This window comes from Streptomyces sp. NBC_01217 (assembly GCF_035994185.1).
Lineage (GTDB): Bacteria > Actinomycetota > Actinomycetes > Streptomycetales > Streptomycetaceae > Streptomyces.
Genome location: NZ_CP108538.1, coordinates 3,588,058 through 3,611,422, shown reverse-complemented (window position 1 = coordinate 3,611,422; position 23,365 = coordinate 3,588,058). Strand labels below are relative to the sequence as shown.

The window sequence follows — 23,365 nt, the reverse complement described above, 5'->3', positions numbered from 1 at the left end:
AGCACTGCTGAGGTCTCTGTGCCTTCTCACCGAATATCCAAGAAGCGCCGCCGCATCTCCATGGCCGTCGCAGGCGTCGCCGTTCTCGCCGGTGGCGCGTTCGCCGCCGAGGCCGCCACCGCCACCACGGTCTCCAGGCCCGCGCCGAAGATCTACACCGGGCATGTCTTCGACACCTGCACCGCACCGTCGCTGACCACCATGAAGGGCTGGTACAGCTCCTCCGTCTACCACGGCGCCGCCGTGTACGTCGGTGGGAAGAACCGCGGCTGCGCCCAGCCCAACCTGACCGCCTCCTGGGTGAAGTCCGTCAGCGCCACCGGATGGAAGCTGGTCCCGCTGTACGTCGGCGCGCAGCCGCCGTGCCAGACGAGCGCCAACCCCGAGAAGATGACCGCCACCAACGCCACCTCACTGGCCGTCACCGACGCCAACGACGCCGTGGCGAAGGAGGCGGCCCTGGGGATGAAGCCCGGCAGCCCGGTCTACCTCGACATGGAGTACTTCGACCCGAAGAACACCTCCTGTGTGAACACCGTCCTCGCCTACATCCGGTCGTTCGACAAGACGGTCAAGGCCAAGGGGTACTGGTCCGGCTTCTACGGCTTCAGCAACTCCAGCGCCGCCGTCGTCGCCAACGCCACGAACCGCACGGACCTGCCGGAGATCCTCTGGTACGCCCGTTACGACGACGTCTACTCCACCACCACGGGCTTCCCGTACGCCTCGACGCTGTACACCGGCCACCGCCGCGGCCACCAGTACGCCGTCAACAAGAAGGTGACGCACACCGGAGGCACGCTCACGATCGACCGGAACGCCTGGGACGCCCCGGTCGCGATCGTGGGCTAGTTCAGGAAGGCCGGGTCCCGCTCCCGACGCCGCTGCCGCGCCGCCCACACCCCCGCCACCAGCAGGGCGAGCGCCGCGCCCGCGCCCACCGCCGCACCCGCCCGCAGGCCCGGGGGCCGGAACGTGCAGTCGACGGACGTGCCGCGGGCGGGGACCGGGGTGGCGACCAGGCCCAGGTAGCTGTCGGCGGGGCGGCCCTGACAGGTCCAGCCGGCGATCCTGGGCGCGGCGATCACGGCCGTCCCGGTGGCGCCGGGCGGGAGTTCGGCCCGGATGCCGTCCGCGGTGACATGGACGGCGGTCGCGCCGGTGCGCTTCAGCCCGGCGACCGCCGAGGCCAGCCGCGCCCGGTCCAGGCAGCCGATCGCCTCGTGAGGCACGGTTCCTTCGCGTACGGAGGTCAGCCTGACCACCACCGGCGCACTCCCGCCCGCCGTCCCCAGGTGCTCCATCGCGGCGCGGCGGGCCGGGAGCCGCCCCTTGAGCTCGACCATCGGGCCCGTGCCGAGCCGCGCCGAGCCGAACAGGTCGGGCGTCCACAGATACGCCTCCGAGGCGGCCGGACAGCGGGCGGTCAGCGTGTACGTGCCGTGCCCCACCCGGTAGTCGTACGCGCCCCGGTCCGCCACCGCACCACCCCCGGCCGCGCGCAGCGCCGTAGTGGGCACCGTGTACACCGCCGAGCCCAGTAGCTCCTCCTGGTTGCGGAACGGCGAGCGGCCGTAGGGCACCGGCCCGCCCGGACGCCGTACCGTCACCAGCGGCGGCGCCTCCTCGCGGGTCACCGTCACCGGCCGGTCGTCCGGGGCGTTCCACTTCTGATACGGATCGCGCGGCCCGCGCACCCGTGCGCCGACCGAGAAGATCGCGTCCGTGACGGGGTTGTCGAGGCTCTGCACGGCCCGTCCGTTCGACGTCCATCCGCCGCCCAGCGCACGCAGCGTGCGGGTCAGCACGGCGGGTGTGTGGCTGCTGTAGTACGCGGCGCCCTGCCCGCCCACCAGCAGCGGGTCGTTGGCCGTGGTCTCCTCCAGGCCGGGGTCGGTGCGATAGTGCGGCCAGTCGTCGGCCCCCGCGACGGCGGCCGCCTGTGTCTGCTGCCGCTCCCCCAGGGGCGCGTAGTGGTCGAGCCGCCGCAGCTTCTGCCGGTCGGCGAACGCCGTGGTCGTGGCGGCCTGCCCGGCCTGTGCGCCGATCAGCAGCACGGCGGCCAGCACCGCGAACCTCCCGCCGCGGCCCGCCAGCAGCAGCGCCCCCACCGCCGCCACCAGACCGGCCGCGAACAGTGGATACGTCCACCGCGTGACCAGGCCGCTGAAGCCCGCCCCGGCCGCGATCAGCACCAGCACCGCGCCCCCGCCGAGCAGTGCCCGCCACCCCGGCCAGTCGTACGAGACCGTGATCCAGGCGGCGATCACCACCAGCCCGGCCAGTACGAACGTCTGCCGGTACGGGCTGCCGTTGGGCGTGGCGAACGCATGCCAGAGCAGATGCGTCGGCCCCCACTGCAACGACAGCGCGACCCCTGCCACCAGCCCCGCCCACGCCCACCGCTCGCGCCGCGGCACGGACCGCTGGAAGGCCAGAGCACAGGCCAGGAGCAGGGTGCCCGTGCCGAGGAAGAGCGCCGGGGTGAAGAAGCTGTACGTGTCGGGCAGCAGCCGGGCGAGCACATCGGGCCAGGCGGCCGGCGCGAACGTGCGGTCCCAGCCCGGGTAGGCGTGCTTCGTGCCCAGGTAGACGGGGATCAGCACGGGGGCGGAGAGGCCGATCCCGATTCCGACCGTGCAGACGGCCCGCACCAGTCCCCGGCCCACCGCCCGCCGGTCGTCCCGCTCGGTGAACAGCCGGACCGCGAGCACCAGAGCGGCCCCGAGCGTCGCCATGTAGGCCGTGTAGAAGTTGGCCGCCCACACCACCGCGACGATCAACGGCGCGGCGATCCGGTGCCGTCCCCTCCGGGCCCACTCACCGACCAGACAGAGCAGCGGCAGCGCGACCAGACCGTCCAGCCACATCGGGTTGTACGACGCCTCGATGACCGACCAGCCGCACAGCGCGTACGAACCGCCGAGAACCCCCGCCGCCCACCAGCGCCCGCCGCGCAGGGTCAGCAGCAACAGGGCCATGAGCGCCGCGGCGGACGCCATCTTCAAGGCCGTCACCACATAGACCGCGAGATCCATTCGGTCGCGCGGGAAGACCCCGACGAGCAGGGCGAACGGGCTGGTCAGATAGGTACCGAGATCCGGCAGGAAGCTTGTCCCGTACCCGGACGACCAGTTGAGCAGCACCCCGCCGTCGGCGTTCTTGTGCAGCAGGTCCCACAGCCGGGCGTGGAACGGGACGAACTGATTGCCCAGGTCGCTGACGCTCCGCGTGCGCGGCCCGAACGGAAAGCTGCGTGCCCAGGCGTCACCCGCGCAGACGGCGGCGACGGTGAGCAGCACGGCGAGCGAGCCCGCACGAAGGCGGGGACGGAAAGTCGGCATACGCAGAAATATGCCAGCCTCGAACGTATGAACCCGTCCCAAAATGGGTCAGTTCACTTGATGGGCGCCCATCGGTCGTATGAAGCATTGGATTCCGACATGTGGGCAGGCTGGTGTACATCCGTGCTGATCTCGCTGGTGGTGCCTTGTTTCAATGAGGAAGAGATCCTCGAACGCTTCCACGAACGCGTCACGAACGAAATGAGCAGGCTGGGACATGAATTCCAGCTGGTGTACGTCGACGACGGCAGCGCGGACCGGACCCTGGTGATCCTCCAGGATCTGGCAGCCGTCGATCCGCGGGCCCGCTATGTCTCCTTCAGCCGCAACTTCGGCAAGGAGGCCGCCATGCTGGCCGGTCTCCAGCACGCCGAGGGCGACGCCGTCGTCATCATGGACGCCGACCTCCAGCACCCGCCGGAGCTCGTGGGCCGCATGCTCCAGGAGCACGCGGACGGCTACGACCAGGTGATCGCACGCCGCACCCGCAAGGGCGACCGCGTCACCCGCACCATCAGCGCCCGCGCCTACTACTGGCTGATCAACCGCCTGGTGGACGTGGAACTGGTCGACGGCGTCGGAGACTTCAGGCTGCTGTCCCGCCGAACCGTCGACGCCGTACTGGAACTCACCGAGTACAACCGGTTCTCCAAGGGCCTTTTCGCATGGGTGGGATTCCGGACGGCGACCTTCAGTTACGAGAATGCCGTCCGCGAACAGGGCCGTTCCGCCTGGACCTTCGGAAAGCTTCTCAATTACGGTCTCGACGGACCTCTCTCCTTCAACAACAAACCGCTGCGCGCCGCGCTCTACCTGGGCATGCTGCTGCTTTCCGTCGCCTTCGCCTATGCCGCGTGGATCGTCGGCGTCGCACTGGTCGAAGGGGTCGACACGCCCGGCTATGTCACGCTGATCGTCGTGGTCACGGCCCTCGCCGGGGTACAGATGGTGATGGTCGGGGTGATCGGCGAGTACGTCGGCCGTATCTACTACGAGGTGAAGCGGCGCCCGCACTTCCTGGTGAAGGCCACGAACACCGAAGCGGCGCCGCAGCCGATACGCGAGCCCCGGGAGTTCGTACGCCGATGACGGTCACAGCGCAGATGGCCCGATTCGCCCTCGTCGGAGTCGTGAACACCGCCACGTACTACGGCTGCTACCTCGTCCTGCTGACCTGGCTGCCGTACATCGCCGCCCATGTGGTCGCCTTCGCGCTGAGCATGACCGGCTCCTTCTTCCTGAACTCGTACTTCACCTACCGGACCCGCCCCACCTGGCGGAAGTTCCTGCTCTTCCCGCTCACCAACGCCGCCAACTTCGTCATCACGACCGGCGGTGTCTATCTGCTGGTCGACCTCGCCGGGTTCAGCAGCCGGTACGCGCCGCTGGTGGCGGCCGCGGCGGCCATCCCGATCACGTTCGTCGTCTCGCGCACGATCATGCTGCGCCCGGACAGCGACGGCGACACGGCCCGGGCGGCCGAACGCGTGCTCTGATCACCGCCTCCGGCGCTCCCGGGCGGGCCCACATCCCCAACTCCTTCCGAATCGTTGGTCGAACCAGTGGCCCCAACCACATCCACTGCCTAACATCGATCACCGCAAGGCTTGTGCACTGATGCACAAACTCTCCCCGGGAGGTTCCTTTGCACCGCCGCCGTCGCACCGCGCTCACCGTCTCCGCCGCCCTGCTCGCCGGAGCACCGCTCCTGGCCGCCTGCGGCAACCAGGCCCACCCCGGCGCCGCGGCCCTCGTGGGCGGGGACCGCATCGAGGTGTCCACGCTCCAGGGCCAGGTGGCGGCGGTACGCGAGGCCCAGCGCGAATCGAAGGACGCCACCCAGCTCATCGACAAGTCCGGGCAGCTCAGCCGGGCCAAGCTGCACGGCATGATCTTCGACCGGGTCCTGGACCGGGCCGCGCAGGACGCGGGCGTGACCGTCAGCCGCAACGAGATCCAGCAGATGCGGAAGGCGGCGGCCGCCCAGTCCGGGGGAGAGGCGCAGCTGCGGACGGCGATGCTCCAGCAGAGCTGGGTCGCCCCCGCCCAGATCGACGCCGTCCTGCGCGAGCAGGTCCAGCTGACGAAGCTGGCCCAGGCACTCGGCGCCGACCTCCAGCAGCCCGAGGGCCAGAAGGCCGTCGGTGACGCGCTCAGCAAGGCGTCCAAGGCGCTGAGCATCGACGTCAACCCGCGCTACGGGGCGTGGGACGACAAGCAGACCCAGCTGGCCAACTACAAGGCCCCCTGGATCACCCAGGTCACCAAGCCCGCCACGACGGGCGCGGAGGCCGGGGCCTAGGAGGCCGCGGAAGCGGAAATCGGCGGCCCGGCCGACCGGGGTAGATTCGAACGGTGAACGCTGAAGACCCCGGCCGTATCGTCCTGCTCACCGCCAGCCACCGTGTCGCGCCCGGACTCCTGTCCTGGCCCGCATGGCAGACGCTGCACGCCGCCGACCGGGTGCTCTGCGCCGAGCAGGACCATCCGCAGCTGCCGTATCTGCGCGAGGCGGGCGTCACCGTCGAGCACGTGGCGCCCACCGCGCAGGAGCTCGTCGACGCCTGTGCGGGCGGCCGGAGCGTCGTCGTCCTCACCGGCGGCGAGGGCAACCAGCCGCTGACCGACGGGCTGGCCCGCCTTGCCGGATCGGGCCGGGTGCAGATGCCGAACCTGGAGCTGCTGCCCGGATCGTACGATCTGCCCGGCGCCCGGTTCCTCGATCTGGTCCAGGTCATGGACCGGATCCGGATCGAATGTCCCTGGACCTCGCAGAAGACCCACAAGGGCCTCGCCAAGTACGCCATCGAGGAGGCGTACGAACTCGTCGAGGCGATCGAGGACGGCGACCGCGACGAGCTGCGCGAGGAACTCGGGGACGTACTCCTCCAGGTCGTCTTCCACGCCAGGATCGCGGAGGAGGACGAGAACGGGCCGTTCTCCGTCGACGATGTCGCGGCCACCCTCGTCGAGAAGCTGATCCACCGCCATCCGCATGTCTTCGGCGACGAGAGCGCCGAGACCCCGCAGGACGTACACGCGCACTGGCTGCGCACCAAGGCCATCGAGAAGCAGCGCGACTCGGTCACCGACGGAGTCCCGCTCGGCCAGCCCGGGCTCGCGCTCGCGGCGAAACTGGCCGGCCGGGTCCGTACCGCAGGGCTCGATGTGGCGCTTCCGACGGGCGACGGCATCGGTTACGAGCTGCTCGCCCTCGCCGTACGCGCCGAACAGGACGGCATCGACCCCGAGGCCGCACTACGGGCCGCGGGCCGCGCCTACCGGGACGCCATCCGGGCGGCGGAGACCAACGGATAACGTCAGGGGGTGAACGACAGCCCCGCCGACGCCCCCGCCGACGCCCCTGAACTCTTCACGTGGGAGTTCGCCACCGATCCGTACCCGGCCTACGCCTGGCTGCGCGAGCACAGCCCCGTGCACCGGACCGTGCTGCCCAGCGGCGTCGAGGCCTGGCTCGTGACGCGGTACGCGGACGCCCGGCAGGCGCTCGCCGACACCCGGCTCTCCAAGAACCCGGCGCACCACGCCGAGCCGGCGCACGCCAAGGGGAAGACGGGTATCCCGGGCGAGCGCAAGGCGGAGTTGATGACGCATCTGCTGAACATCGACCCGCCCGACCACACCCGGCTGCGCCGCCTGGTCTCGAAGGCTTTCACCCCGCGCCGGGTCGCCGAGTTCGCGCCGCGCGTGCAGGAGCTGACGGACCGGCTCATCGACAACTTCATCGAGGAGGGAAGCGCGGACCTCATCCACGACTTCGCCTTCCCGCTGCCCATCTACGCGATCTGCGATCTGCTCGGCGTTCCGCGCGAGGACCAGGACGACTTCCGGGACTGGGCGGGCATGATGATCCGCCACGGCGGCGGCCCGCGTGGCGGGGTGGCCAGGTCGGTGAAGAAGATGCGCGGCTATCTCGCCGAGCTGATCCACCGCAAGCGGGAGAACCCCGGCGACGACCTGATCTCGGGGCTGATCCGGGCCAGCGACCACGGCGAGCACCTCACCGAGAACGAGGCCGCCGCGATGGCGTTCATCCTGCTCTTCGCAGGGTTCGAGACCACGGTCAACCTCATCGGCAACGGGATGTACGCCCTGCTGCGCGACCCGGCACAGCGCGAGCGGCTGCAGCGCTCGCTCGACGCGGGGGAGACGGGGCTGCTGGAGACCGGGATCGAGGAACTGCTGCGGTACGACGGGCCGGTGGAGCTGGCGACCTGGCGGTTCGCCACCGAGCCCATGACCCTCGGCGGACGGGGCATCGCGGCCGGCGACCCCGTACTGGTCGTGCTCGCCGCCGCCGACCGCGACCCGGAACGCTTCGAGGACCCCGACACGCTCGACCTCGCACGGAGTGACAATCAGCACCTCGGATACGGGCACGGCATCCACTACTGCCTGGGGGCACCGCTCGCCCGTCTGGAGGGGCAGACCGCGCTCGCCACGCTCCTGAGGCGCCTCCCGGACCTGCGGCTCGCGGCGGAACCTACCGATTTGCGCTGGCGGGGCGGGCTCATCATGCGCGGACTGCGCACGCTGCCCGTGGAGTTCGAGCCCCAGGCCGCCGCGACGCAAGGTGACACTCTGTCAACTCTGTGACTTTCACGTGATCTGCGCTGCATCGACTTGTGACACACGTTCGAGTCCGGCTAGGTTCACCGTTCGACTCACCAGTCACTCTTCAGTCACACGGAAGGCATCTCCATGGGCTCCGCGAACGGCAGACACCGTCGCCCTCGTCAGGCACCCGCCATCGTCGTCGCCGCAGGCGTGACCGGATCGGCCATCGCCATCCCGCTGCTCGGCGCGGCCGGTGCGCACGCGGCCGAGGCCACGACCTGGGACCGGGTGGCCGAGTGCGAGAGCGGCGGCATGTGGAGCGCCGACCTCGGCAACGGCTTCTACGGCGGTCTGCAGTTCTCGCAGGAGACCTGGAAGGCTTACGGCGGCGATTCGTACGCCCCGCGTGCCGACCTCGCCAGCCGCTCGCAGCAGATAGCGGTGGCCGAGAAGGTCCTGGACGACCGGGGCCCGCAGGCCTGGCCCAGCTGTGCGGTCATCTCCGGCCTCGCGGAGGACGGGACGCTGCCGGGCGTCGACCCGGGGTCCGCGCCTTCCGCGGAGCCGACGCAGAGCGCGGACCCGGCTGACGGTGCGTCGTCGGACAGCGCATCGGACGGCAAGGACGGCTCCAAGAGCTCGAAGGGCTCCAAGGGCTCCAAGGGCTCGGGCGGTGCCGACACGTCGGCCGGTGAGACCGACGCGTCCGCGAAGTCCCCGGCCACCGAGTCGGCCACGCCGTCCTCCGAAGCGTCCGACTCCTCCGAATCATCCGACTCGTCCGACGGTGTGAGCGGCAAGCACCGCGGCGCGCCGGCCCCCGAGGGCAGTCAGGGCGCGAACGGCGGCACCGACCGCGAGTCGGGCCGCCACGCCTCCCGCAGCGACAGCGACGTGCGCGACGAGGGCGGTCCGGCCGCCGATGGTACGTACACCGTCCGCCCCGGCGACAACCTCTGGGCGATTGCTGATGCACAGAAGGTTCACGGCGGTTGGCCCGCGCTCTATGAGGCCAACAAGGCTGCCGTCGGCTCCGACCCGGACCTCATCCTCCCTGGCCAGAGCCTCGATCTCGACGTGAAGGCCGAGTGAGCGCGGTCTGATAATCAGCTGAAAGAGCCCCAAAAACTGGGGTAGTTCAGAGGCCTATGTCCGCTTATGCGTAAGTGAGACATGGGTCTCTTTGCGTCAACTGGCGTGTCGCACCTGGAGGGCCCTTCCGCGTCACCTCCCACCTGCGGAAACGATGGTTCCTCAGATGCAAGTAAGGGCAGATTGTCCGATGTGTCCATCTTTGAATGTAGGGGTTGCGTATGTTTACGGTCGGAACCGCTCGCACCGCGGGCCCCGTCGACCGTCACGCCGAATCCTGCCGTCGGTCGAAGGGAACAGACGCGTAAAGCGCCGTAGGCAGGAGCGGGGGACCCAGGTAAGCGCCGGGCCCGATCGTCGAAAGACGCATCAGGACCGGCTTGGGGTGAAGTCGCGTGCTAGGACGTGCGACCGGGCAACTCACTTGGCCCGAACCCGACAGCTCACCTCGTAGGCGTCGGTGAGGAGAAGTTCCATGCTGTTTTCCAGCAAGGGCAAGCACCGCCGCCCGTCCAAGGCCGTCCGTTTCGCCGCGCTCGCCGGTGTCGCCGGTACCACCGTGGCCCTGCCGCTGATGGGCGCGACCGGCGCCTCCGCCGCCTCCGTCGCCACCTGGGACGCCGTCGCCCAGTGCGAGTCCGGTGGCAACTGGTCCATCAACACCGGCAACGGCTACTACGGCGGCCTGCAGTTCTCGCAGTCCAGCTGGGCCGCCGCCGGCGGTACGCAGTACGCCCCCCGCGCCGACCTGGCCACCAAGGCCCAGCAGATCGCCACCGCCGAGCGGCTGCTCGACATGCAGGGCCCGGGCGCCTGGGGCTGTGCGGGTGCGGGCAACCTGACCAACGACGGTGTCGACCCGGGCGTCGACACCGGCTCCGGCGCCGCCGAGCAGGAGAGCGCCCCCGCCGCTCCGAAGCAGCAGGCCCAGCCGAAGAAGGCCGAGCGCACCGAGGCCCCCGTCGCCTCCCGCTCGGACCGCTCCGCCGCCCCGAAGGCCGAGTCGGAGAAGACCGTCACCACCCCGACCGGCGAGAAGGTCAAGAAGGGCGACGGCGAGTACAAGGTCGTCTCCGGCGACTCCCTGAGCAAGATCGCCGCCGACCACAAGGTCAAGGGCGGCTGGCAGCACCTGTTCGAGCTGAACAAGGACATCGTCAAGGACGCCGACCTGATCTACCCGGGTCAGCAGCTGCACCTGACGAAGTAGTCCGGGCTCTCTCCTCCCGAACCACCCCGACCCGGCGCGGAATCCCCCGTGCGCGCCGGGTCGGGGTTTCTTGCTGCTGTCTGTCCGGCAATGAGCGCTCTCGGGTCCTTTTTCGTCCCAGGGGGCGGGCGGTCGTCCGATGGAGCGGGCCGGGCCGGTTAGGCTCTTGTCGCAAGGCCAAAGTGACCCTGCACAACCAGTGTCATATCCCAGAAGGAGATGCCTCGTGCCGTCCATCGACGTCGTCGTAGCCCGGGAAATCCTCGACTCCCGCGGAAATCCCACGGTCGAGGTCGAGGTCGGCCTCGACGACGGCAGCACGGGCCGTGCTGCCGTGCCGTCCGGCGCCTCCACCGGTGCGTTCGAGGCCATTGAGCTTCGCGACGGTGACCCCAACCGTTACCAGGGCAAGGGCGTGGAGAAGGCCGTCCTCGCCGTCATCGAGCAGATCGGCCCGGAGCTCGTCGGCTACGACGCGACCGAGCAGCGGCTGATCGACCAGGCGATGTTCGACCTGGACGCCACCGAGAACAAGGGCTCGCTCGGCGCCAACGCCATCCTCGGTGTCTCGCTGGCCGTCGCGCACGCCGCCTCCGAGGCCTCGGACCTGCCGCTGTTCCGCTACCTCGGTGGCCCGAACGCGCACCTGCTGCCCGTCCCGATGATGAACATCCTCAACGGTGGGTCGCACGCCGACTCCAACGTGGACATCCAGGAGTTCATGATCGCCCCGATCGGCGCGGAGTCCTTCTCCGAGGCCCTGCGCTGGGGCGCCGAGGTCTACCACACGCTGAAGAAGGTCCTGAAGACCAAGGGCCTGTCGACCGGTCTCGGCGACGAGGGCGGCTTCGCGCCGAACCTGGAGTCGAACCGCGCCGCCCTCGACCTCATCCTGGAGGCCATCAAGGAGGCCGGCTACGCCCCGGGCAAGGACATCGCGCTCGCGCTCGACGTCGCCGCGTCCGAGTTCTACAAGGACGGCAAGTACGAGTTCGAGGGCAAGTCCCGCTCGGCCGCCGAGATGACCGAGTACTACGAGGAGCTCGTCTCCGCGTACCCGCTGGTCTCCATCGAGGACCCGCTGTACGAGGACGACTGGGCCGGCTGGAACGTCATCACCCAGAAGCTCGGCGCCAAGGTGCAGATCGTCGGCGACGACCTGTTCGTCACCAACCCGGAGCGCCTGGCCCGCGGCATCGAGGAGGGCTCCGCCAACGCCCTGCTCGTCAAGGTCAACCAGATCGGTTCGCTGACCGAGACCCTGGACGCCGTCGAGCTGGCCCAGCGCAACGGCTTCAAGTGCATGATGTCCCACCGCTCCGGTGAGACCGAGGACGTCACCATCGCCGACCTCGCCGTCGCGGTGAACTGCGGCCAGATCAAGACCGGTGCCCCGGCCCGCTCGGACCGCGTCGCCAAGTACAACCAGCTGCTGCGCATCGAGGAGATCCTCGACGACGCCGCGGTGTACGCCGGCCGCTCGGCGTTCCCCCGCTTCAAGGGCTGATCCGGCCAAGGGCCGATCCGACGGCCCGTCACGGGCCCGAAGGCCCCGGCCTCCGTCCGTCCCCGCACTCGGTCCCGTACCGTGTGCGGGGACGGACGTGCGTAATGGGGAGGCGGGGACATGGCCGCGAAGGACCGGGACCGGTTCTCCACCGCGACCCGGCTGCGGCTGCTCGGCGAGCAGACCGCCGCCCGCGTCTACCGGTCGCAGAACCGCCGTCAGGCCCGCCGCTCCCGCCTCACCGGCAGGGCGGCCTTCCTCGCCCTCGTCGTCTGCTCCCTGGTGGTCGCGCTCGCGTACCCGATGCGCCAGTACGTGTCGCAGCGTGAGGAGATCGCCGACCAGGAGCGCATGGCACGGGAGGCCCGGGCCCGCACCGAGGAACTGCGCGACGAGAAGGCGCGCCTCCAGGACGATGCGTACATCAGGCAGCTGGCCCGCAAGCATCTGCACTACCTTCTCCCCGGGGAGACCGGTTACACGGTGATCGACCCCGACGCGGTCAAGGAGCGCAACGGCGAGACGGACGAGTCCGGGCGGCCGTGGCACTCCAACCTCTGGGACGGCGTGGACAGCGCCGACCGCGACTGACCGACTTCATCCATCTGCAGAACCGCAGTTCGAGCAGCCCGATCAGAACCTAGGCAGGCATGGAAACCCCCCCTCCGCAGACCGAGTCCACCGCGCCCACCGAGGCGGACATCGCCGCGTTCCAGCAGCAGCTGGGCCGCCCGCCGCGCGGGCTGCGCGCGATCGCGCACCGCTGCCCGTGCGGCAACCCGGACGTGGTCGAGACACAGCCCCGGCTGGAGGACGGTACGCCGTTCCCGACGACGTACTACCTGACGTGCCCGCGAGCCGCGTCGGCCATCGGCACGCTGGAGGCGAACGGCGTCATGAAGGAGATGACCGAGCGTCTCGGTACGGACCCCGAGCTGGCCGCCGCGTACCGGGCGGCGCACGAGGACTACATCGCGCGGCGCGATGCCATCGAGGTGCTTGAGGGCTTTCCGAGTGCGGGGGGCATGCCGGACCGCGTGAAGTGCCTGCACGTACTGGTCGGGCACTCGCTGGCCGCGGGGCCCGGGGTGAACCCGCTCGGGGACGAGGCGATCGCGATGCTGCCGGAGTGGTGGCGCAAGGGGCCTTGCGTTTCGCCGTGCGGCGCGCCGGACGAGGGCTGACCGTCGCCACGGGGGCTCTGCCCCCGGCCCCCGCTCCTCGATCGCCGGAGGGGCTCCATCTGCTTGATTCGGGAGTACTTCATGAGCCGCGTGGCCGCCATCGACTGCGGTACCAACTCCATCCGTCTGCTCGTCGCCGACGCGGATCCGTCCAGCGGTGAGCTCGTCGAGCTCGATCGCCGGATGGAGATCGTCCGGCTCGGGCAGGGCGTCGACCGCACCGGGCGGCTCGCGCCCGAGGCGTTGGAGCGTACGTTCGCGGCCTGCCGTCAGTACGCGGAGGTGATCAAGGAGCACGGGGCGCAGAAGGTCCGCTTCGTCGCGACCTCCGCCTCCCGCGACGCGGAGAACAGGGACGAGTTCGTCCGCGGCGTGCTGGACATCCTGGGCGTCGAGCCCGAGGTGATCAGCGGCGACCAGGAGGCGGAGTTCTCGTTCACCGGCGCCACCAAGGAGCTCGCGGGCCGCAATCACCTCGCGAAGCCGTATCTCGTCGTGGACATCGGCGGCGGCTCCACCGAGTTCGTCGTCGGCGACGACCATGTGCGGGCCGCGCGCTCCGTGGACATCGGCTGCGTACGGATGACCGAGCGGCACCTCGTGCACGACGGTGTCGTGAGCGATCCCCCGACCCCGGGCCAGGTCACCGCGATCCGCGCCGACATCGAAGCCGCCCTCGATCTCGCCGAGGAGAGCGTCCCCCTCACCGGGGCCGCCACCCTCGTCGGCCTCGCCGGCACGGTCACCACCGTCGCCGCGATCGCCCTGGGACTCGACGCGTACGACTCCGAGGCGATCCACCACTCCCGTATCGCCCTCGGCCAGGTCCAGGAGATCACCGGACGGCTCCTGGCCTCCACCCACGCCGAGCGTGCCGCGATCGGCGCGATGCACCCGGGAAGGGTCGATGTGATCACCTCCGGGGCGCTGATCCTGCTCGCCGTGATGGAGCGGACCGGGGCCCGGGAGATCGTCGTCAGCGAGCACGACATCCTCGACGGAATCGGCTGGTCGATCGCGTAGCTCCGCCGGTGCGCGGGCGGGGCGCGACGGGCCTTTTGCAGGGTGCCGGAACGGTGCTCATGCGCTCTTTGGCCTGCACTTATGAGCCCGCGTGGGCCACCCGGGGGGTACTCCGCGGGACACGTCGCAACGAAGTTCGTGAACTTCTTCACAAGGAATTCGGCCCGGTGGAGGGCAGTTCTGGTCCGTATGGCCATCCGGGGCCGCTCGCGGGGTCGTTCCCTGTCGATACGGGACTGTTCCGGACGCGTTGCCGGAGTGTGAATCGGGACGGCGGCTCGCCCGGTTCTCCGGCTCAACGGCCAGCTCACAGGCGGTGAACAACGTTCGCAACCGCACCGTGGTTCCCCTGCGGTGTCATGACCTCGGTTACGCGGGCGGCGAAGTGTAGCAGAGGGTGGGTCAAACCTTGTGAAGGGGCTCACGAGCCCTCCCCGCGAGGGGGGTGGATACTCGATGGCATGAGCACCACGGAGCGTCCCAGGATCCTCGTAGTAGGCGGTGGGTACGTAGGCCTGTACGCAGCTCGGCGCATTCTGAAGAAGATGCGCTACGGCGAGGCGACCGTCACGGTCGTCGACCCCCGGTCGTACATGACCTACCAGCCCTTCCTCCCCGAAGCTGCCGCCGGCAGCATCTCGCCCCGGCATGTCGTCGTCCCGCTGCGACGCGTACTGCCGAAGGCCGAGGTGCTCACCGGCCGAGTCACGACCATCGATCAGGACCGCAAGGTCGCCACGGTCGCGCCGCTCGTCGGCGAGGCCTACGAGCTGCCCTTCGACTACCTGGTCATCGCGATGGGCGCGGTCTCCCGCACCTTCCCGATCCCCGGCCTCGCCGAGCAGGGCATCGGCATGAAGGGCATCGAGGAGGCCATCGGCCTGCGCAACCACGTCCTCGAGCAGCTGGACAAGGCCGACTCGACGACCGATGAGGACGTCCGGCGCAGGGCGCTGACGTTCGTCTTCGTGGGCGGCGGGTTCGCCGGTGCGGAGACCATCGGCGAGGTTGAGGACATGGCCCGCGACGCGGCGAAGTACTACACGAGCGTGAAGCGCGAGGACATGCGTTTCATCCTCGTCGACGCCGCCGACAAGATCCTTCCCGAGGTCGGCCCGAAGCTGGGCACCTGGGGCCGGGAGCACCTGGAGTCCCGTGGCGTCGAGGTCTTCCTCTCGACCTCCATGGACTCCTGCGTGGACGGTCACGTCGTGCTGAAGAACGGCCTGGAGGTCGACTCCAACACGATCGTGTGGACGGCCGGTGTGAAGCCGAACCCGGCGCTGGCCCGCTTCGGTCTGCCGCTCGGTCCGCGCGGTCACGTGGACACCTCCGAGAAGCTCCAGGTGCAGGGCACCGACTACATCTGGGCCGCGGGCGACAACGCCCAGGTTCCGGACCTGGTCGGCCGCAGGGCCGGCAACCCGAACGCCTGGTGCCCGCCGAACGCCCAGCACGCGCTGCGTCAGGCCAAGGTCCTCGGCGACAACGTCATCTCCGGCATGCGGGGCTTCCCGCAGAAGGAGTACAGCCACGCCAACAAGGGTGCCGTCGCCGGTCTGGGGCTGCACAAGGGCGTTGCGATGATCGTCATGGGCAAGATGAAGATCAAGCTCAAGGGCCGTCTCGCCTGGTACATGCACCGTGGCTACCACGGTCTGGCCATGCCGACCTGGAACCGTAAGATCCGGATCTTCGCCGACTGGACCCTTGCGATGTTCCTCAAGCGCGAGGTCGTCTCGCTCGGCGCCATGGAGACGCCGCGCGAGGAGTTCTACGAGGCCGCCAAGCCGGCCCCGGCACCGGCCGCCGTCAAGGCCGAGGGCGAGAAGGCGAAGGCCTCCTAGCCCGCCCGCGCAGTACGTGCACAACGCCCGAAGGGGCCGTCCGCCATCCGTGGTGCGGGCGGCCCTTTCGGTGTTTGCGGTTTCCGACGGACGGACCCGTGGGCGGCGTACCCGCGGGTATATGTGCCGTACAGGTATTTTGCCGTTCCATTGCGCCGTAGCGGGATGGCCCGTGCTTCGCAGACTGTTGAGGAGTACGTACCGCGTCGTGGCGCCGTGGGTGTCCGGCGTGGTTGCACGCATGGTTGGGCATGTTTGGGCACATTGGGAACACCATCACGGAGGTGTGCGCCATGGCAGACGCCGCATCGCGGCTGACCGATCTCGCCGAGGAGTTGCTGGGAGAAGGGCTGCCGGTCCGTATCCGGGCCTGGGACGGCAGCGAATCGGGACCGCCCGGTGCCCCCGTCCTGGTCATCCGGAGCCGCCGCGCGCTGCGCAGGCTGCTCTGGAAGCCGGGCGAACTGGGCCTGGCCCGCGCCTGGGTGGCGGGCGAGCTGGACATCGAAGGCGACCTGTACGAGGCCCTGGACCTGATGGCCTCGCTGATCTGGGACCGCGGCGCGGAGGCCAAGGACAGCGTCCACCCGGTCCGCGACCCGAAGGTGCGGGCCTTCGGCAAGGGGCTGCTGCAGCTCGCGGGCCCCTGGCCCCCGCCGCCCCCGCCGCCCGAGGAGGTACGCCGCCGCGCCGGCACCCTCCACACCAAGCGCCGCGACAAGGAGGCCATCAGCCACCACTACGACGTGGGCAATGACTTCTACGAACTGGTCCTCGGCCCGTCCATGGTCTACTCCTGCGCCTACTGGGAGGACGACGGAAACCTTGAGGACGCCCAGCGCGACAAGCTCGACCTGGTCTGCCGCAAGCTCGCGCTGAAGGAGGGCGACCGCCTCCTCGACGTCGGCTGCGGCTGGGGCTCCATGGCCATCCACGCGGCCCGTGAGTACGGCGTCAAGGTCACCGGAGTGACCCTCTCCGTCGAACAGGCCGCCTACGCCAGGAAGCGCATCGCGGAAGAGGGCCTGACCGACCGGATCGAGATCCGGGTCCAGGACTACCGGGACGTCAGGGACGGCCCGTACGACGCCATCTCGTCCATCGGCATGGCGGAACACGTCGGCTCGGTCCGCTTCCGCGAGTACGCCGACGCCCTCCACGCGCTCCTCAAGCCCGGCGGCAGGCTGCTCAACCACCAGATCGCCCGCCGCCCCGAGAAGGACGAGTCCGCGTACCACGTGGACGAGTTCATCGACTCCTACGTCTTCCCGGACGGCGAACTGGCCCCGGTGGGACGCACCGTGGCCACCCTCGAAGAAGCGGGTTTCGAGGCCCGTGACGTCGAGTCGATCCGTGAGCACTACGCGCTGACCCTGCGCGGCTGGGTCGCCAACCTGGAGAAGGGCTGGGACCGTGCGGTTCGGATGACCTCGCCCGGACGGGCCAGGGTCTGGCGCCTCTACATGGCCGCCTCCGCCCTCTCCTTCGAGCACAACAAGATCGGTGTCAACCAGATCCTGGTGGTGCGCCCGGCGGAGGGCGGGGCCTCCCGCATACCGCTGCGGGCCCGCGACTGGACGGCGTCGGCGAAGGGCTGACACCGGGACAGGGAGACTCCGGCACCGGAGGGAACACACCGAGGGCCGGTACCCGCAGTTCCGTACTGCGCGTACCGGCCCTCGGCCGCCTTGGTGCCGGCCGGCTGCTACTCGGTCTTGATCGCGTTCAGCATGTTCAGCCTCGCGGCGCTGCGGGCCGGCCACAGCGAGGCCAGGACGCCGACCAGTCCCGCGAGCACCAGGAAGATCCCGATCCGGTCCCAGGGCAGGACCAGTTCGTAGCCCGGGATCGACGCCCTGATGGTCTCGCCGATCGCCCAGCCGAGGAACGCGCCGAGGCCGATGCCGATCAGTGCGCCGAAGAGGGAGATGACCACGGCCTCCAGCCGGACCATCCGTTTCACCCTGCGCCGGTCGAGACCGATCGCGCGGAGCATGCCGATCTCCTGCTGCCGCTCGAAGACCGACATCGCGAGGGTGTTGACCACACCGAGGACGGCGATGAGGAGGGCCATCGCGAGCAGACCGTACAGGATGTTCAGCATCAGGTTGATCATTCCGCCGAACTGGTCGCGGATGTCCTGGTGGTCCATCACCGTGATGGCGGGGTTCTCACCGAGGGCGCTGATCAGGGCCTTCTCGTTCGCCGCGGTCTGACCGCCGTCCATCTTGACGAAGATCTGCGGGATGAACGGCTTGGCCTCGTGCGGGTTGACGACCTTGGTGCTGACGATGACGGGGGACACGAACTCGCTGTCCTTGTAGACCGCGCCGACCGTCAGGGTGCCCTGCTTCTTGTCGCCGAAGGTGACGGGGACGTCCGTGCCGACCTTCCAGCCCCTCTTCTCGGCCGTCTTCTCGGCGACGGCGATCCGTCCTTCGGCGAGCGAGCCGAGGCCGCCCTGCACGACGTCGATGTTCAGGACCTGCTCGATGGCGCCCGGGGTGACCGCCGACGCCGACACGAAGCCGTCCCTCCCGGCCTTGCCGCCCTTCCTGAGTTCGAGGTACACGGACTGCTGCGGCGAGACCGCGCTCACGCCGTCCGCCTTCTCCAGGGCGGTCAGCGCGGACTGGTCGAGGTCACCGCCGTTCGCCATCACGACCATGTAGTCGGCCTTGATGTTGTCCGTGGTCATCTTGTCGAGGGCCTGGCCGACCGTGACACCGAGCACCGACAGACCGGTCACCAGCGTCAGACCGATGGCGAGCGCGGAGGCCGTGGCGCCGGTGCGGCGCGGGTTGCGGACCGCGTTCTGCCCGGCCAGCTTGCCGGAGACCCCGAACGGGCCGGTGAGCAGCGGGCGGATGAGCGCGATGACGGGCCGCGAAAGCAGCGGGATCAGGACGATGATGCCGATCAGCGCGAAGAACGCGCCTGCCGCGATACGGAGGCGGCCGTCGTCGCCGCCCATTCCGGCGCCCCACACGATGGCGGCCGCGCCGAGCGCGGTGATGAACGCGCCGATGGAGTTCCGTACCACCAGCGACTTGGTGGTGGCGACCGCGTGGACGCTGCTCATCGCCGCCACCGGCGGGATCTTCGCGGCCCTGCGGCCCGGCAGCCAGGCGGCGAGCATCGTGATCAGCACGCCGACGGCGAGGGCGGCGATCACCGGCGTGGCGGTCAGGATCAGCGGTCCGGGCGGGACCTTCATGCCGAACGCGGCCATGCCCGAGCGCAGCCCGAGCGCCAGGCCGACGCCGATGACGAAGCCGATCGCCGAGGCGATCGCACCGACGACTGCGGCCTCGATGAGCACCGAGCGGGTGATCTGCTTGCGCGAGGCGCCGACGGCGCGCATCAGCGCGAGCTCCTTGGTGCGCTGGGCGACCAGCATCGAGAAGGTGTTGGAGATCAGGAAGATACCGACGAAGAGCGCGATGCCGGCGAAGCCCAGCAGCACCTGCTTGAGGGCGCCCAGGCCCGACTCGATGTCCTTCGCCTGCTCTTCGGCGATCGCCTGGCCGGTCTTGGCCCCGGCGGACTTCGGCAGCAGCGGTTCGATCGCGTCGAGGAGCTTCGTGTCGTCGGCGCCGGCGGCGGCGACGACGGTGACGTCCTGGTACCAGCCCTCCTTGAGGTACTGCTTCTGAGCGACGGCCGTGTCGAAGAGCACGAGGCTTCCGCCGGCCTTCACCTCGCCGTCGTCGGTGGTGAAGACGCCGCTGAGGGTGAACTCCTTGACGGGGCCGTTGCTGGCGACCCGGACCCGGTCGCCGACCTCGTACGCGCCCTTGGCGGCGGTGCCCTCGTCCAGCGCGATCTGGTCGGCCTTCAGCGGACCCGATCCGTCGGTGAAGGTGTAGGCGGGGTCCTTGCCGTCCTTGCCGGGGGCGAAGTTGGCGCCCTTGGGGCTGCCGAAGGTGCCGTCGATGAGCTTGCCGTCGGGGTCGGGAACCCCGGCAAAGCCTTCGACGCGGCCGTACGCGGCGGCGACGCCGTCCAGCGCGCGGATCTTGTCGAGGGTCTTCTGGGAGACGCCGGGGTCGGCCTCGGGGTCGCTCGGGTCGCCGTACGAGGTGACGGCCACTGCCACGTTGTCGTAGCTCTTGGCGGACTGGCTTCGGAAGGCGTTCGAGAGGGTGTCGGTGAAGACCAGGGTGCCGGAGACGAAGGCAACGCCGAGCATCACGGCGAGGACGGTCATCAGCAGCCTGGCCTTGTGCGCGAGCACATTGCGCAGGGCAGTACGGAACATGTCTGTCAGTCCTGGGATGGGGAGGGGGCCGGAAGAGGGCGCGGGGAAGGGCGGAATCAGCTGGTGCGGCCCTTGGCGTCGAACGCCTTCATCCGGTCGAGGACCCCGTCCGCGGTGGGGTGCATCATCTGGTCGACGATCCGGCCATCCGCGAGGAAGACGACCCGGTCCGCGTAGGAGGCCGCCGCCGGGTCGTGGGTCACCATGACGACGGTCTGTCCCAGCTCCCGTACGGAGTTGCGCAGGAAGCCCAGCACCTCGGCGCCGGAGCGTGAGTCGAGGTTTCCGGTCGGCTCGTCACCGAAGATGATCTCGGGCTGGGAGGCGAGGGCGCGGGCGACGGCGACGCGCTGCTGCTGGCCGCCGGAGAGCTGGGCGGGCCGGTGGCTGAGCCGATCGGCGAGCCCGATCATGTCGATGACCCGGTCCACCCACTGCTTGTCCGGCCTGCGGCCCGCGATGTCCATGGGGAGCGTGATGTTCTCCAGTGCCGTCAGGGTCGGCAGCAGGTTGAACGCCTGGAAGATGAAGCCGATCTTGTCCCGGCGGAGCTGGGTGAGCTGCTTGTCCTTGAGGGAGCCCAGCTCCGTCTCACCGATCCGTACCGAACCGCTGCTGAAGCTGTCGAGGCCGGCCACGCAGTGCATCAGCGTGGACTTGCCGGAGCCGGACGGGCCCATGATCGCGGTGAACTCGCCCCGCGGGAAGTCCACGGAGACCCGGTCCAGGGCCGTGACCCTGGTCTCGCCCTCTCCGTAGACCTTCGACAGATCCGTGGCGCGGGCAGCCACCGTGGTGACGCGGTGTGCGGTGGAAGTGGTCACGGGAAACTCCTGATTCGGGCTCCGGCCGAGGGCTCGTCCGGGGGGCGGGGTCGGTTGCTTTGGGAACCCCTCCATCGTCACCGCCGCAACCCCGCGGATCGTCAGCCCCCGTGCCCGTTCCAGGGGCCGTCTTGAGTCGCACCGAGGGGGCTTGTGCGTCCTCCTCGGGTATGACACCGACCCTGACGCGGGTACGACCCCGGCGGCCCGCACGGCGAGCCGTCCCGCGCGACCGGGAAGCGCCTCGGGTTCCTGTTCGATCGGCCGAGCGGGTGCGGCGACTTTACGTCAATCCGGATTGCCGCCCGCCGCGCCCGCTACCCCGCCCAGGCATGTGGCGATGCCCTCTCGCGAGTGCTGACGATCCCTCAAACGGTCAATAAAATAAGACAACATCGCGCCACTGATCCGCTGATCAGAGGAAGCCCCCGGATAGGGTCATGTGCCAACGCGGAGCCGCGCGCCAGGCCCGGATGGTGGAATGCAGACACGGCGAGCTTAAACCTCGCTGCCCCTCGGGGGCGTACCGGTTCGAGTCCGGTTCCGGGCACCACAGCGCGCACGACGGGACGCCGGCACGAGCCATCGCGTGGTCTTCCGGTGCCGCCGCCACGGCGCTCCTTCCCGCACCTGCCCCAGGGCATTCCGAATTGCTAATCTTAGGAATTCACGAGGTCCGCACGTTGGAGCGGACGCGCGAGGATGGCCCCATGGCGAAAAGTTCTGGGTGGACGCGATGCACGAGGCCGGTTCGATGAGCGCGCCCCTGTACCAGCTGAAGGCGGAGTTCTTCAAGACGCTCGGGCACCCCGTACGGATCAGGGTGCTGGAACTGCTCAGTGAGCGGGATCACGCGGTGTCCGAGATGCTGTCCGCGATCGGGGTCGAGCCCGCCCATCTCTCGCAGCAGCTGGCCGTGCTGCGGCGGGCCAACCTGGTCGTCGCACGCCGGGAGGGCTCGGGCGTGTACTACTCCCTGACCAATGCGCAGGTGGCGGAGCTCCTCCGGGTCGCCCGGACCATCCTGTCCGACGTCCTCGCAGGCCAGGCCGAACTCCTGGCCGATCTGCGTGCCACGGACAGGGAAAGCGGGGACAGGTCCTAGGCGACTTCCCCAAAGATCCTCCCCAAGCACTAGTCTGATTCTTTTGCCTACCCATTACTCTTATGGGAAGGCCACGCAGGGTGGCCATGGAGGAGTGAGATGAGGAGCAGCAACCCGGTCTTCTCGCGACGGGGCTTCAGCCGCGACAACGGTTACGCGGGCTTCAACGCGGCGCCGCAGGCCGGGGCCACCGCAGCGGGCGCCAACCCGTACGCGCAGGGCACCGCCGCGAACCCGTACGCCACCAACCCCTACGCCCAGCCGGACACCCAGTACGGCGTCCCGCAGGCACCGGCGCGTTCCGGTGCGATGACGATCGACGATGTCGTCACGCGCACCGCGATCACACTGGGCACCGTGGTGCTCGGTGCCGCGCTCGCCTGGGCCCTGCTGCCGGTCGACGAGGCCAACCTCGGCAAGTCCTACGGCATCGCGATCGGCGCCGCCCTGGTGGCGTTCGTCCTGTCGCTCGTCCAGTCCTTCAAGCGCAGGCCGTCCCCGGCGCTGATCGTCTCGTACGCGGCCTTCGAGGGTGTCTTCCTCGGAGTGATCTCCAGCGCGGTCAGCACGTACATCGGGCCGGGCGTCGTGATGCAGGCGGTGCTGGGCACCATGTGTGTCTTCGCCGGTGTGCTTCTCGCGTACAAGATGCGCTGGATCCGCGTCACCCGCCGCTTCTACGGCTTCGTGATGGCCGCCGCCGTGGGCTTCATGCTCCTGATGGTGGTCAACCTGCTGTTCGCCGTCTTCGGCGGGGGCGACGGCCTGGGCTTCCGCAGCGGCGGCCTCGGCATCCTCTTCGGCGTCATCGGGGTCATCCTCGGTGCGTGCTTCCTGGCCCTGGACTTCAAGCAGGTAGAGGACGGCATCGCCTACGGCGCCCCGCGCGAGGAGTCCTGGCTGGCGGCCTTCGGCCTCACCATGACCCTGGTGTGGATCTACCTGGAGATGCTGCGTCTCTTCTCCATCCTCAGCGGCGACGACTGACCGCACCGCCCCGCACGACGGAACGGCCCGCAGGCACCGCCTGCGGGCCGTTCCGCCTGTCCGGGTCTCGTACGTGCCTAGAGCAGCTTCCGCGCCGCCCTTCTCAGGTCGTACTCGTGGATGAGTGCCTTCGCGTGTCCGTAGGCGAGGTCGTGTTCGCTCCGCAGCCAGCTGACCTTCTCCTCGAAGCGGAGAGCGGGTCCTTCCTCGACGGTGCGGAGCCAGTCGGAGACTTCACGACCGGTGCAGCGGGGGATTCGGGAGAGCAGATTGCGATGGGTCTCTTCGGAGAAGACTTGGGACATCGGCGCCTCCGACGCAGTGCGCGTTGCTGGTCCTTCCCGACACCGTGCCCGAGCATCGGCCCGTTGGCAACCATCCCCGGGGGGCGCGTAGGGTCGCG

General features: G+C 69.6%; 20 protein-coding genes, 1 tRNA gene and 1 riboswitch. Of the genes, 17 read left to right on the top strand and 4 right to left on the bottom strand.

The annotated features are described in order from the left end of the window. The first annotated feature begins 18 nt into the window (after window positions 1-18). Window positions 19-852, top strand: a complete 834-nt coding sequence (locus OG507_RS15825; protein WP_327367839.1) for a glycoside hydrolase domain-containing protein — start codon at window positions 19-21, stop codon at window positions 850-852. Here the strand turns inward: OG507_RS15825 and OG507_RS15820 are convergent. Beyond that, the gene (locus tag OG507_RS15820) at window positions 849-3,344 is read right to left on the bottom strand and encodes a YfhO family protein (protein ID WP_327367838.1); all 2,496 of its coding nucleotides are present in this window, start codon (window positions 3,342-3,344) and stop codon (window positions 849-851) included. The genes OG507_RS15825 and OG507_RS15820 overlap by 4 nt on opposite strands. Window positions 3,345-3,467: 123 nt before the next feature. Between OG507_RS15820 and OG507_RS15815 the strand changes: the two genes are divergently transcribed. The 13 genes from OG507_RS15815 (at window position 3,468) to OG507_RS15755 (ending at window position 17,383) form a co-directional block, all read left to right on the top strand. Continuing rightward, window positions 3,468-4,433: a glycosyltransferase family 2 protein gene (locus OG507_RS15815; protein ID WP_327367837.1), complete on the top strand. Its 966-nt coding sequence runs from the start codon at window positions 3,468-3,470 to the stop codon at window positions 4,431-4,433. After that, the gene (locus OG507_RS15810) at window positions 4,430-4,840 is read left to right on the top strand and encodes a GtrA family protein (RefSeq protein WP_327367836.1); all 411 of its coding nucleotides are present in this window, start codon (window positions 4,430-4,432) and stop codon (window positions 4,838-4,840) included. Before OG507_RS15815 ends, OG507_RS15810 begins: the two co-directional genes overlap by 4 nt. Before the next feature lie 149 nt (window positions 4,841-4,989). Continuing rightward, entirely contained in the window at window positions 4,990-5,646 is a 657-nt protein-coding gene (locus OG507_RS15805) for a SurA N-terminal domain-containing protein (RefSeq protein ID WP_327367835.1), read from the top strand. Between the two features lie 53 nt (window positions 5,647-5,699). Next, on the top strand, window positions 5,700-6,662 hold the full coding sequence (locus OG507_RS15800; RefSeq protein WP_327367834.1) for a nucleoside triphosphate pyrophosphohydrolase: 963 nt from the start codon (window positions 5,700-5,702) through the stop codon (window positions 6,660-6,662). Window positions 6,663-6,671: 9 nt separating this feature from the next. Next, the gene (locus tag OG507_RS15795; RefSeq protein WP_327367833.1) at window positions 6,672-7,961 is read left to right on the top strand and encodes a cytochrome P450 family protein; all 1,290 of its coding nucleotides are present in this window, start codon (window positions 6,672-6,674) and stop codon (window positions 7,959-7,961) included. Window positions 7,962-8,066: 105 nt separating this feature from the next. Then, entirely contained in the window at window positions 8,067-9,014 is a 948-nt protein-coding gene (locus OG507_RS15790; RefSeq protein ID WP_327367832.1) for a transglycosylase family protein, read from the top strand. A 300-nt stretch (window positions 9,015-9,314) separates the two neighbouring features. After that, window positions 9,315-9,486, top strand: a riboswitch (cyclic di-AMP (ydaO/yuaA leader). Window positions 9,487-9,489: 3 nt separating this feature from the next. Next, the gene (locus OG507_RS15785; protein ID WP_327367831.1) at window positions 9,490-10,224 is read left to right on the top strand and encodes a transglycosylase family protein; all 735 of its coding nucleotides are present in this window, start codon (window positions 9,490-9,492) and stop codon (window positions 10,222-10,224) included. A 226-nt stretch (window positions 10,225-10,450) separates the two neighbouring features. Then, window positions 10,451-11,731, top strand: coding sequence for a phosphopyruvate hydratase (eno, locus tag OG507_RS15780; protein ID WP_030926869.1), 1,281 nt, complete (start codon window positions 10,451-10,453; stop codon window positions 11,729-11,731). 120 nt (window positions 11,732-11,851) lie between these two features. Continuing rightward, window positions 11,852-12,322 carry an FtsB family cell division protein gene (locus OG507_RS15775; RefSeq protein WP_327367830.1) on the top strand — a complete coding sequence of 157 codons (471 nt, stop codon included), beginning with the start codon at window positions 11,852-11,854 and terminating at the stop codon, window positions 12,320-12,322. Window positions 12,323-12,381: 59 nt separating this feature from the next. After that, on the top strand, window positions 12,382-12,915 hold the full coding sequence (locus tag OG507_RS15770) for a DUF501 domain-containing protein (RefSeq protein WP_124722936.1): 534 nt from the start codon (window positions 12,382-12,384) through the stop codon (window positions 12,913-12,915). A gap of 81 nt (window positions 12,916-12,996) precedes the next feature. After that, window positions 12,997-13,938, top strand: coding sequence for a Ppx/GppA phosphatase family protein (locus OG507_RS15765; RefSeq protein ID WP_327367829.1), 942 nt, complete (start codon window positions 12,997-12,999; stop codon window positions 13,936-13,938). A gap of 461 nt (window positions 13,939-14,399) precedes the next feature. Then, on the top strand, window positions 14,400-15,785 hold the full coding sequence (locus OG507_RS15760; protein ID WP_327367828.1) for an NAD(P)/FAD-dependent oxidoreductase: 1,386 nt from the start codon (window positions 14,400-14,402) through the stop codon (window positions 15,783-15,785). A 293-nt stretch (window positions 15,786-16,078) separates the two neighbouring features. Next, window positions 16,079-17,383, top strand: a complete 1,305-nt coding sequence (locus tag OG507_RS15755) for a cyclopropane-fatty-acyl-phospholipid synthase family protein (protein WP_327367827.1) — start codon at window positions 16,079-16,081, stop codon at window positions 17,381-17,383. A 107-nt stretch (window positions 17,384-17,490) separates the two neighbouring features. Here the strand turns inward: OG507_RS15755 and OG507_RS15750 are convergent, their stop codons facing one another. Beyond that, entirely contained in the window at window positions 17,491-20,046 is a 2,556-nt protein-coding gene (locus OG507_RS15750; RefSeq protein WP_327367826.1) for an ABC transporter permease, read from the bottom strand. Between the two features lie 56 nt (window positions 20,047-20,102). Then, window positions 20,103-20,870 (bottom strand): ABC transporter ATP-binding protein, encoded by a 768-nt coding sequence (locus tag OG507_RS15745; protein ID WP_327367825.1) that lies wholly within the window; start codon window positions 20,868-20,870, stop codon window positions 20,103-20,105. A 467-nt stretch (window positions 20,871-21,337) separates the two neighbouring features. Between OG507_RS15745 and OG507_RS15740 the strand changes: the two genes are divergently transcribed. The 3 genes from OG507_RS15740 (at window position 21,338) to OG507_RS15730 (ending at window position 22,962) form a co-directional block, all read left to right on the top strand. Beyond that, window positions 21,338-21,423 (top strand) — tRNA-Leu (locus OG507_RS15740). A gap of 201 nt (window positions 21,424-21,624) precedes the next feature. Beyond that, the gene (locus OG507_RS15735; RefSeq protein ID WP_327367824.1) at window positions 21,625-21,975 is read left to right on the top strand and encodes an ArsR/SmtB family transcription factor; all 351 of its coding nucleotides are present in this window, start codon (window positions 21,625-21,627) and stop codon (window positions 21,973-21,975) included. 99 nt (window positions 21,976-22,074) lie between these two features. Next, entirely contained in the window at window positions 22,075-22,962 is an 888-nt protein-coding gene (locus OG507_RS15730; protein ID WP_327367823.1) for a Bax inhibitor-1/YccA family protein, read from the top strand. Between the two features lie 77 nt (window positions 22,963-23,039). On the opposite strand, the gene OG507_RS15725 is transcribed toward OG507_RS15730, so the two are convergent. Further along, window positions 23,040-23,267, bottom strand: a complete 228-nt coding sequence (locus tag OG507_RS15725; protein WP_266361054.1) for a DUF4287 domain-containing protein — start codon at window positions 23,265-23,267, stop codon at window positions 23,040-23,042. Window positions 23,268-23,365: the final 98 nt, after the last annotated feature.

Bases quoted from the DNA above. Each gene is read 5' to 3' on its own strand.
- OG507_RS15790 (WP_327367832.1), top strand. From the start codon at position 8,067: ATGGGCTCCGCGAACGGCAGACACCGTCGCCCTCGTCAGGCACCCGCC.
- OG507_RS15730 (WP_327367823.1), top strand. From the start codon at position 22,075: ATGAGGAGCAGCAACCCGGTCTTCTCGCGACGGGGCTTCAGCCGCGAC.
- OG507_RS15770 (WP_124722936.1), top strand. From the start codon at position 12,382: ATGGAAACCCCCCCTCCGCAGACCGAGTCCACCGCGCCCACCGAGGCG.
- OG507_RS15735 (WP_327367824.1), top strand. From the start codon at position 21,625: ATGAGCGCGCCCCTGTACCAGCTGAAGGCGGAGTTCTTCAAGACGCTC.
- OG507_RS15785 (WP_327367831.1), top strand. From the start codon at position 9,490: ATGCTGTTTTCCAGCAAGGGCAAGCACCGCCGCCCGTCCAAGGCCGTC.
- OG507_RS15820 (WP_327367838.1), bottom strand. From the start codon at position 3,344: ATGCCGACTTTCCGTCCCCGCCTTCGTGCGGGCTCGCTCGCCGTGCTG.
- OG507_RS15765 (WP_327367829.1), top strand. From the start codon at position 12,997: ATGAGCCGCGTGGCCGCCATCGACTGCGGTACCAACTCCATCCGTCTG.
- OG507_RS15750 (WP_327367826.1), bottom strand. From the start codon at position 20,046: ATGTTCCGTACTGCCCTGCGCAATGTGCTCGCGCACAAGGCCAGGCTG.
- OG507_RS15810 (WP_327367836.1), top strand. From the start codon at position 4,430: ATGACGGTCACAGCGCAGATGGCCCGATTCGCCCTCGTCGGAGTCGTG.
- OG507_RS15775 (WP_327367830.1), top strand. From the start codon at position 11,852: ATGGCCGCGAAGGACCGGGACCGGTTCTCCACCGCGACCCGGCTGCGG.
- OG507_RS15760 (WP_327367828.1), top strand. From the start codon at position 14,400: ATGAGCACCACGGAGCGTCCCAGGATCCTCGTAGTAGGCGGTGGGTAC.
- OG507_RS15755 (WP_327367827.1), top strand. From the start codon at position 16,079: ATGGCAGACGCCGCATCGCGGCTGACCGATCTCGCCGAGGAGTTGCTG.
- OG507_RS15725 (WP_266361054.1), bottom strand. From the start codon at position 23,267: ATGTCCCAAGTCTTCTCCGAAGAGACCCATCGCAATCTGCTCTCCCGA.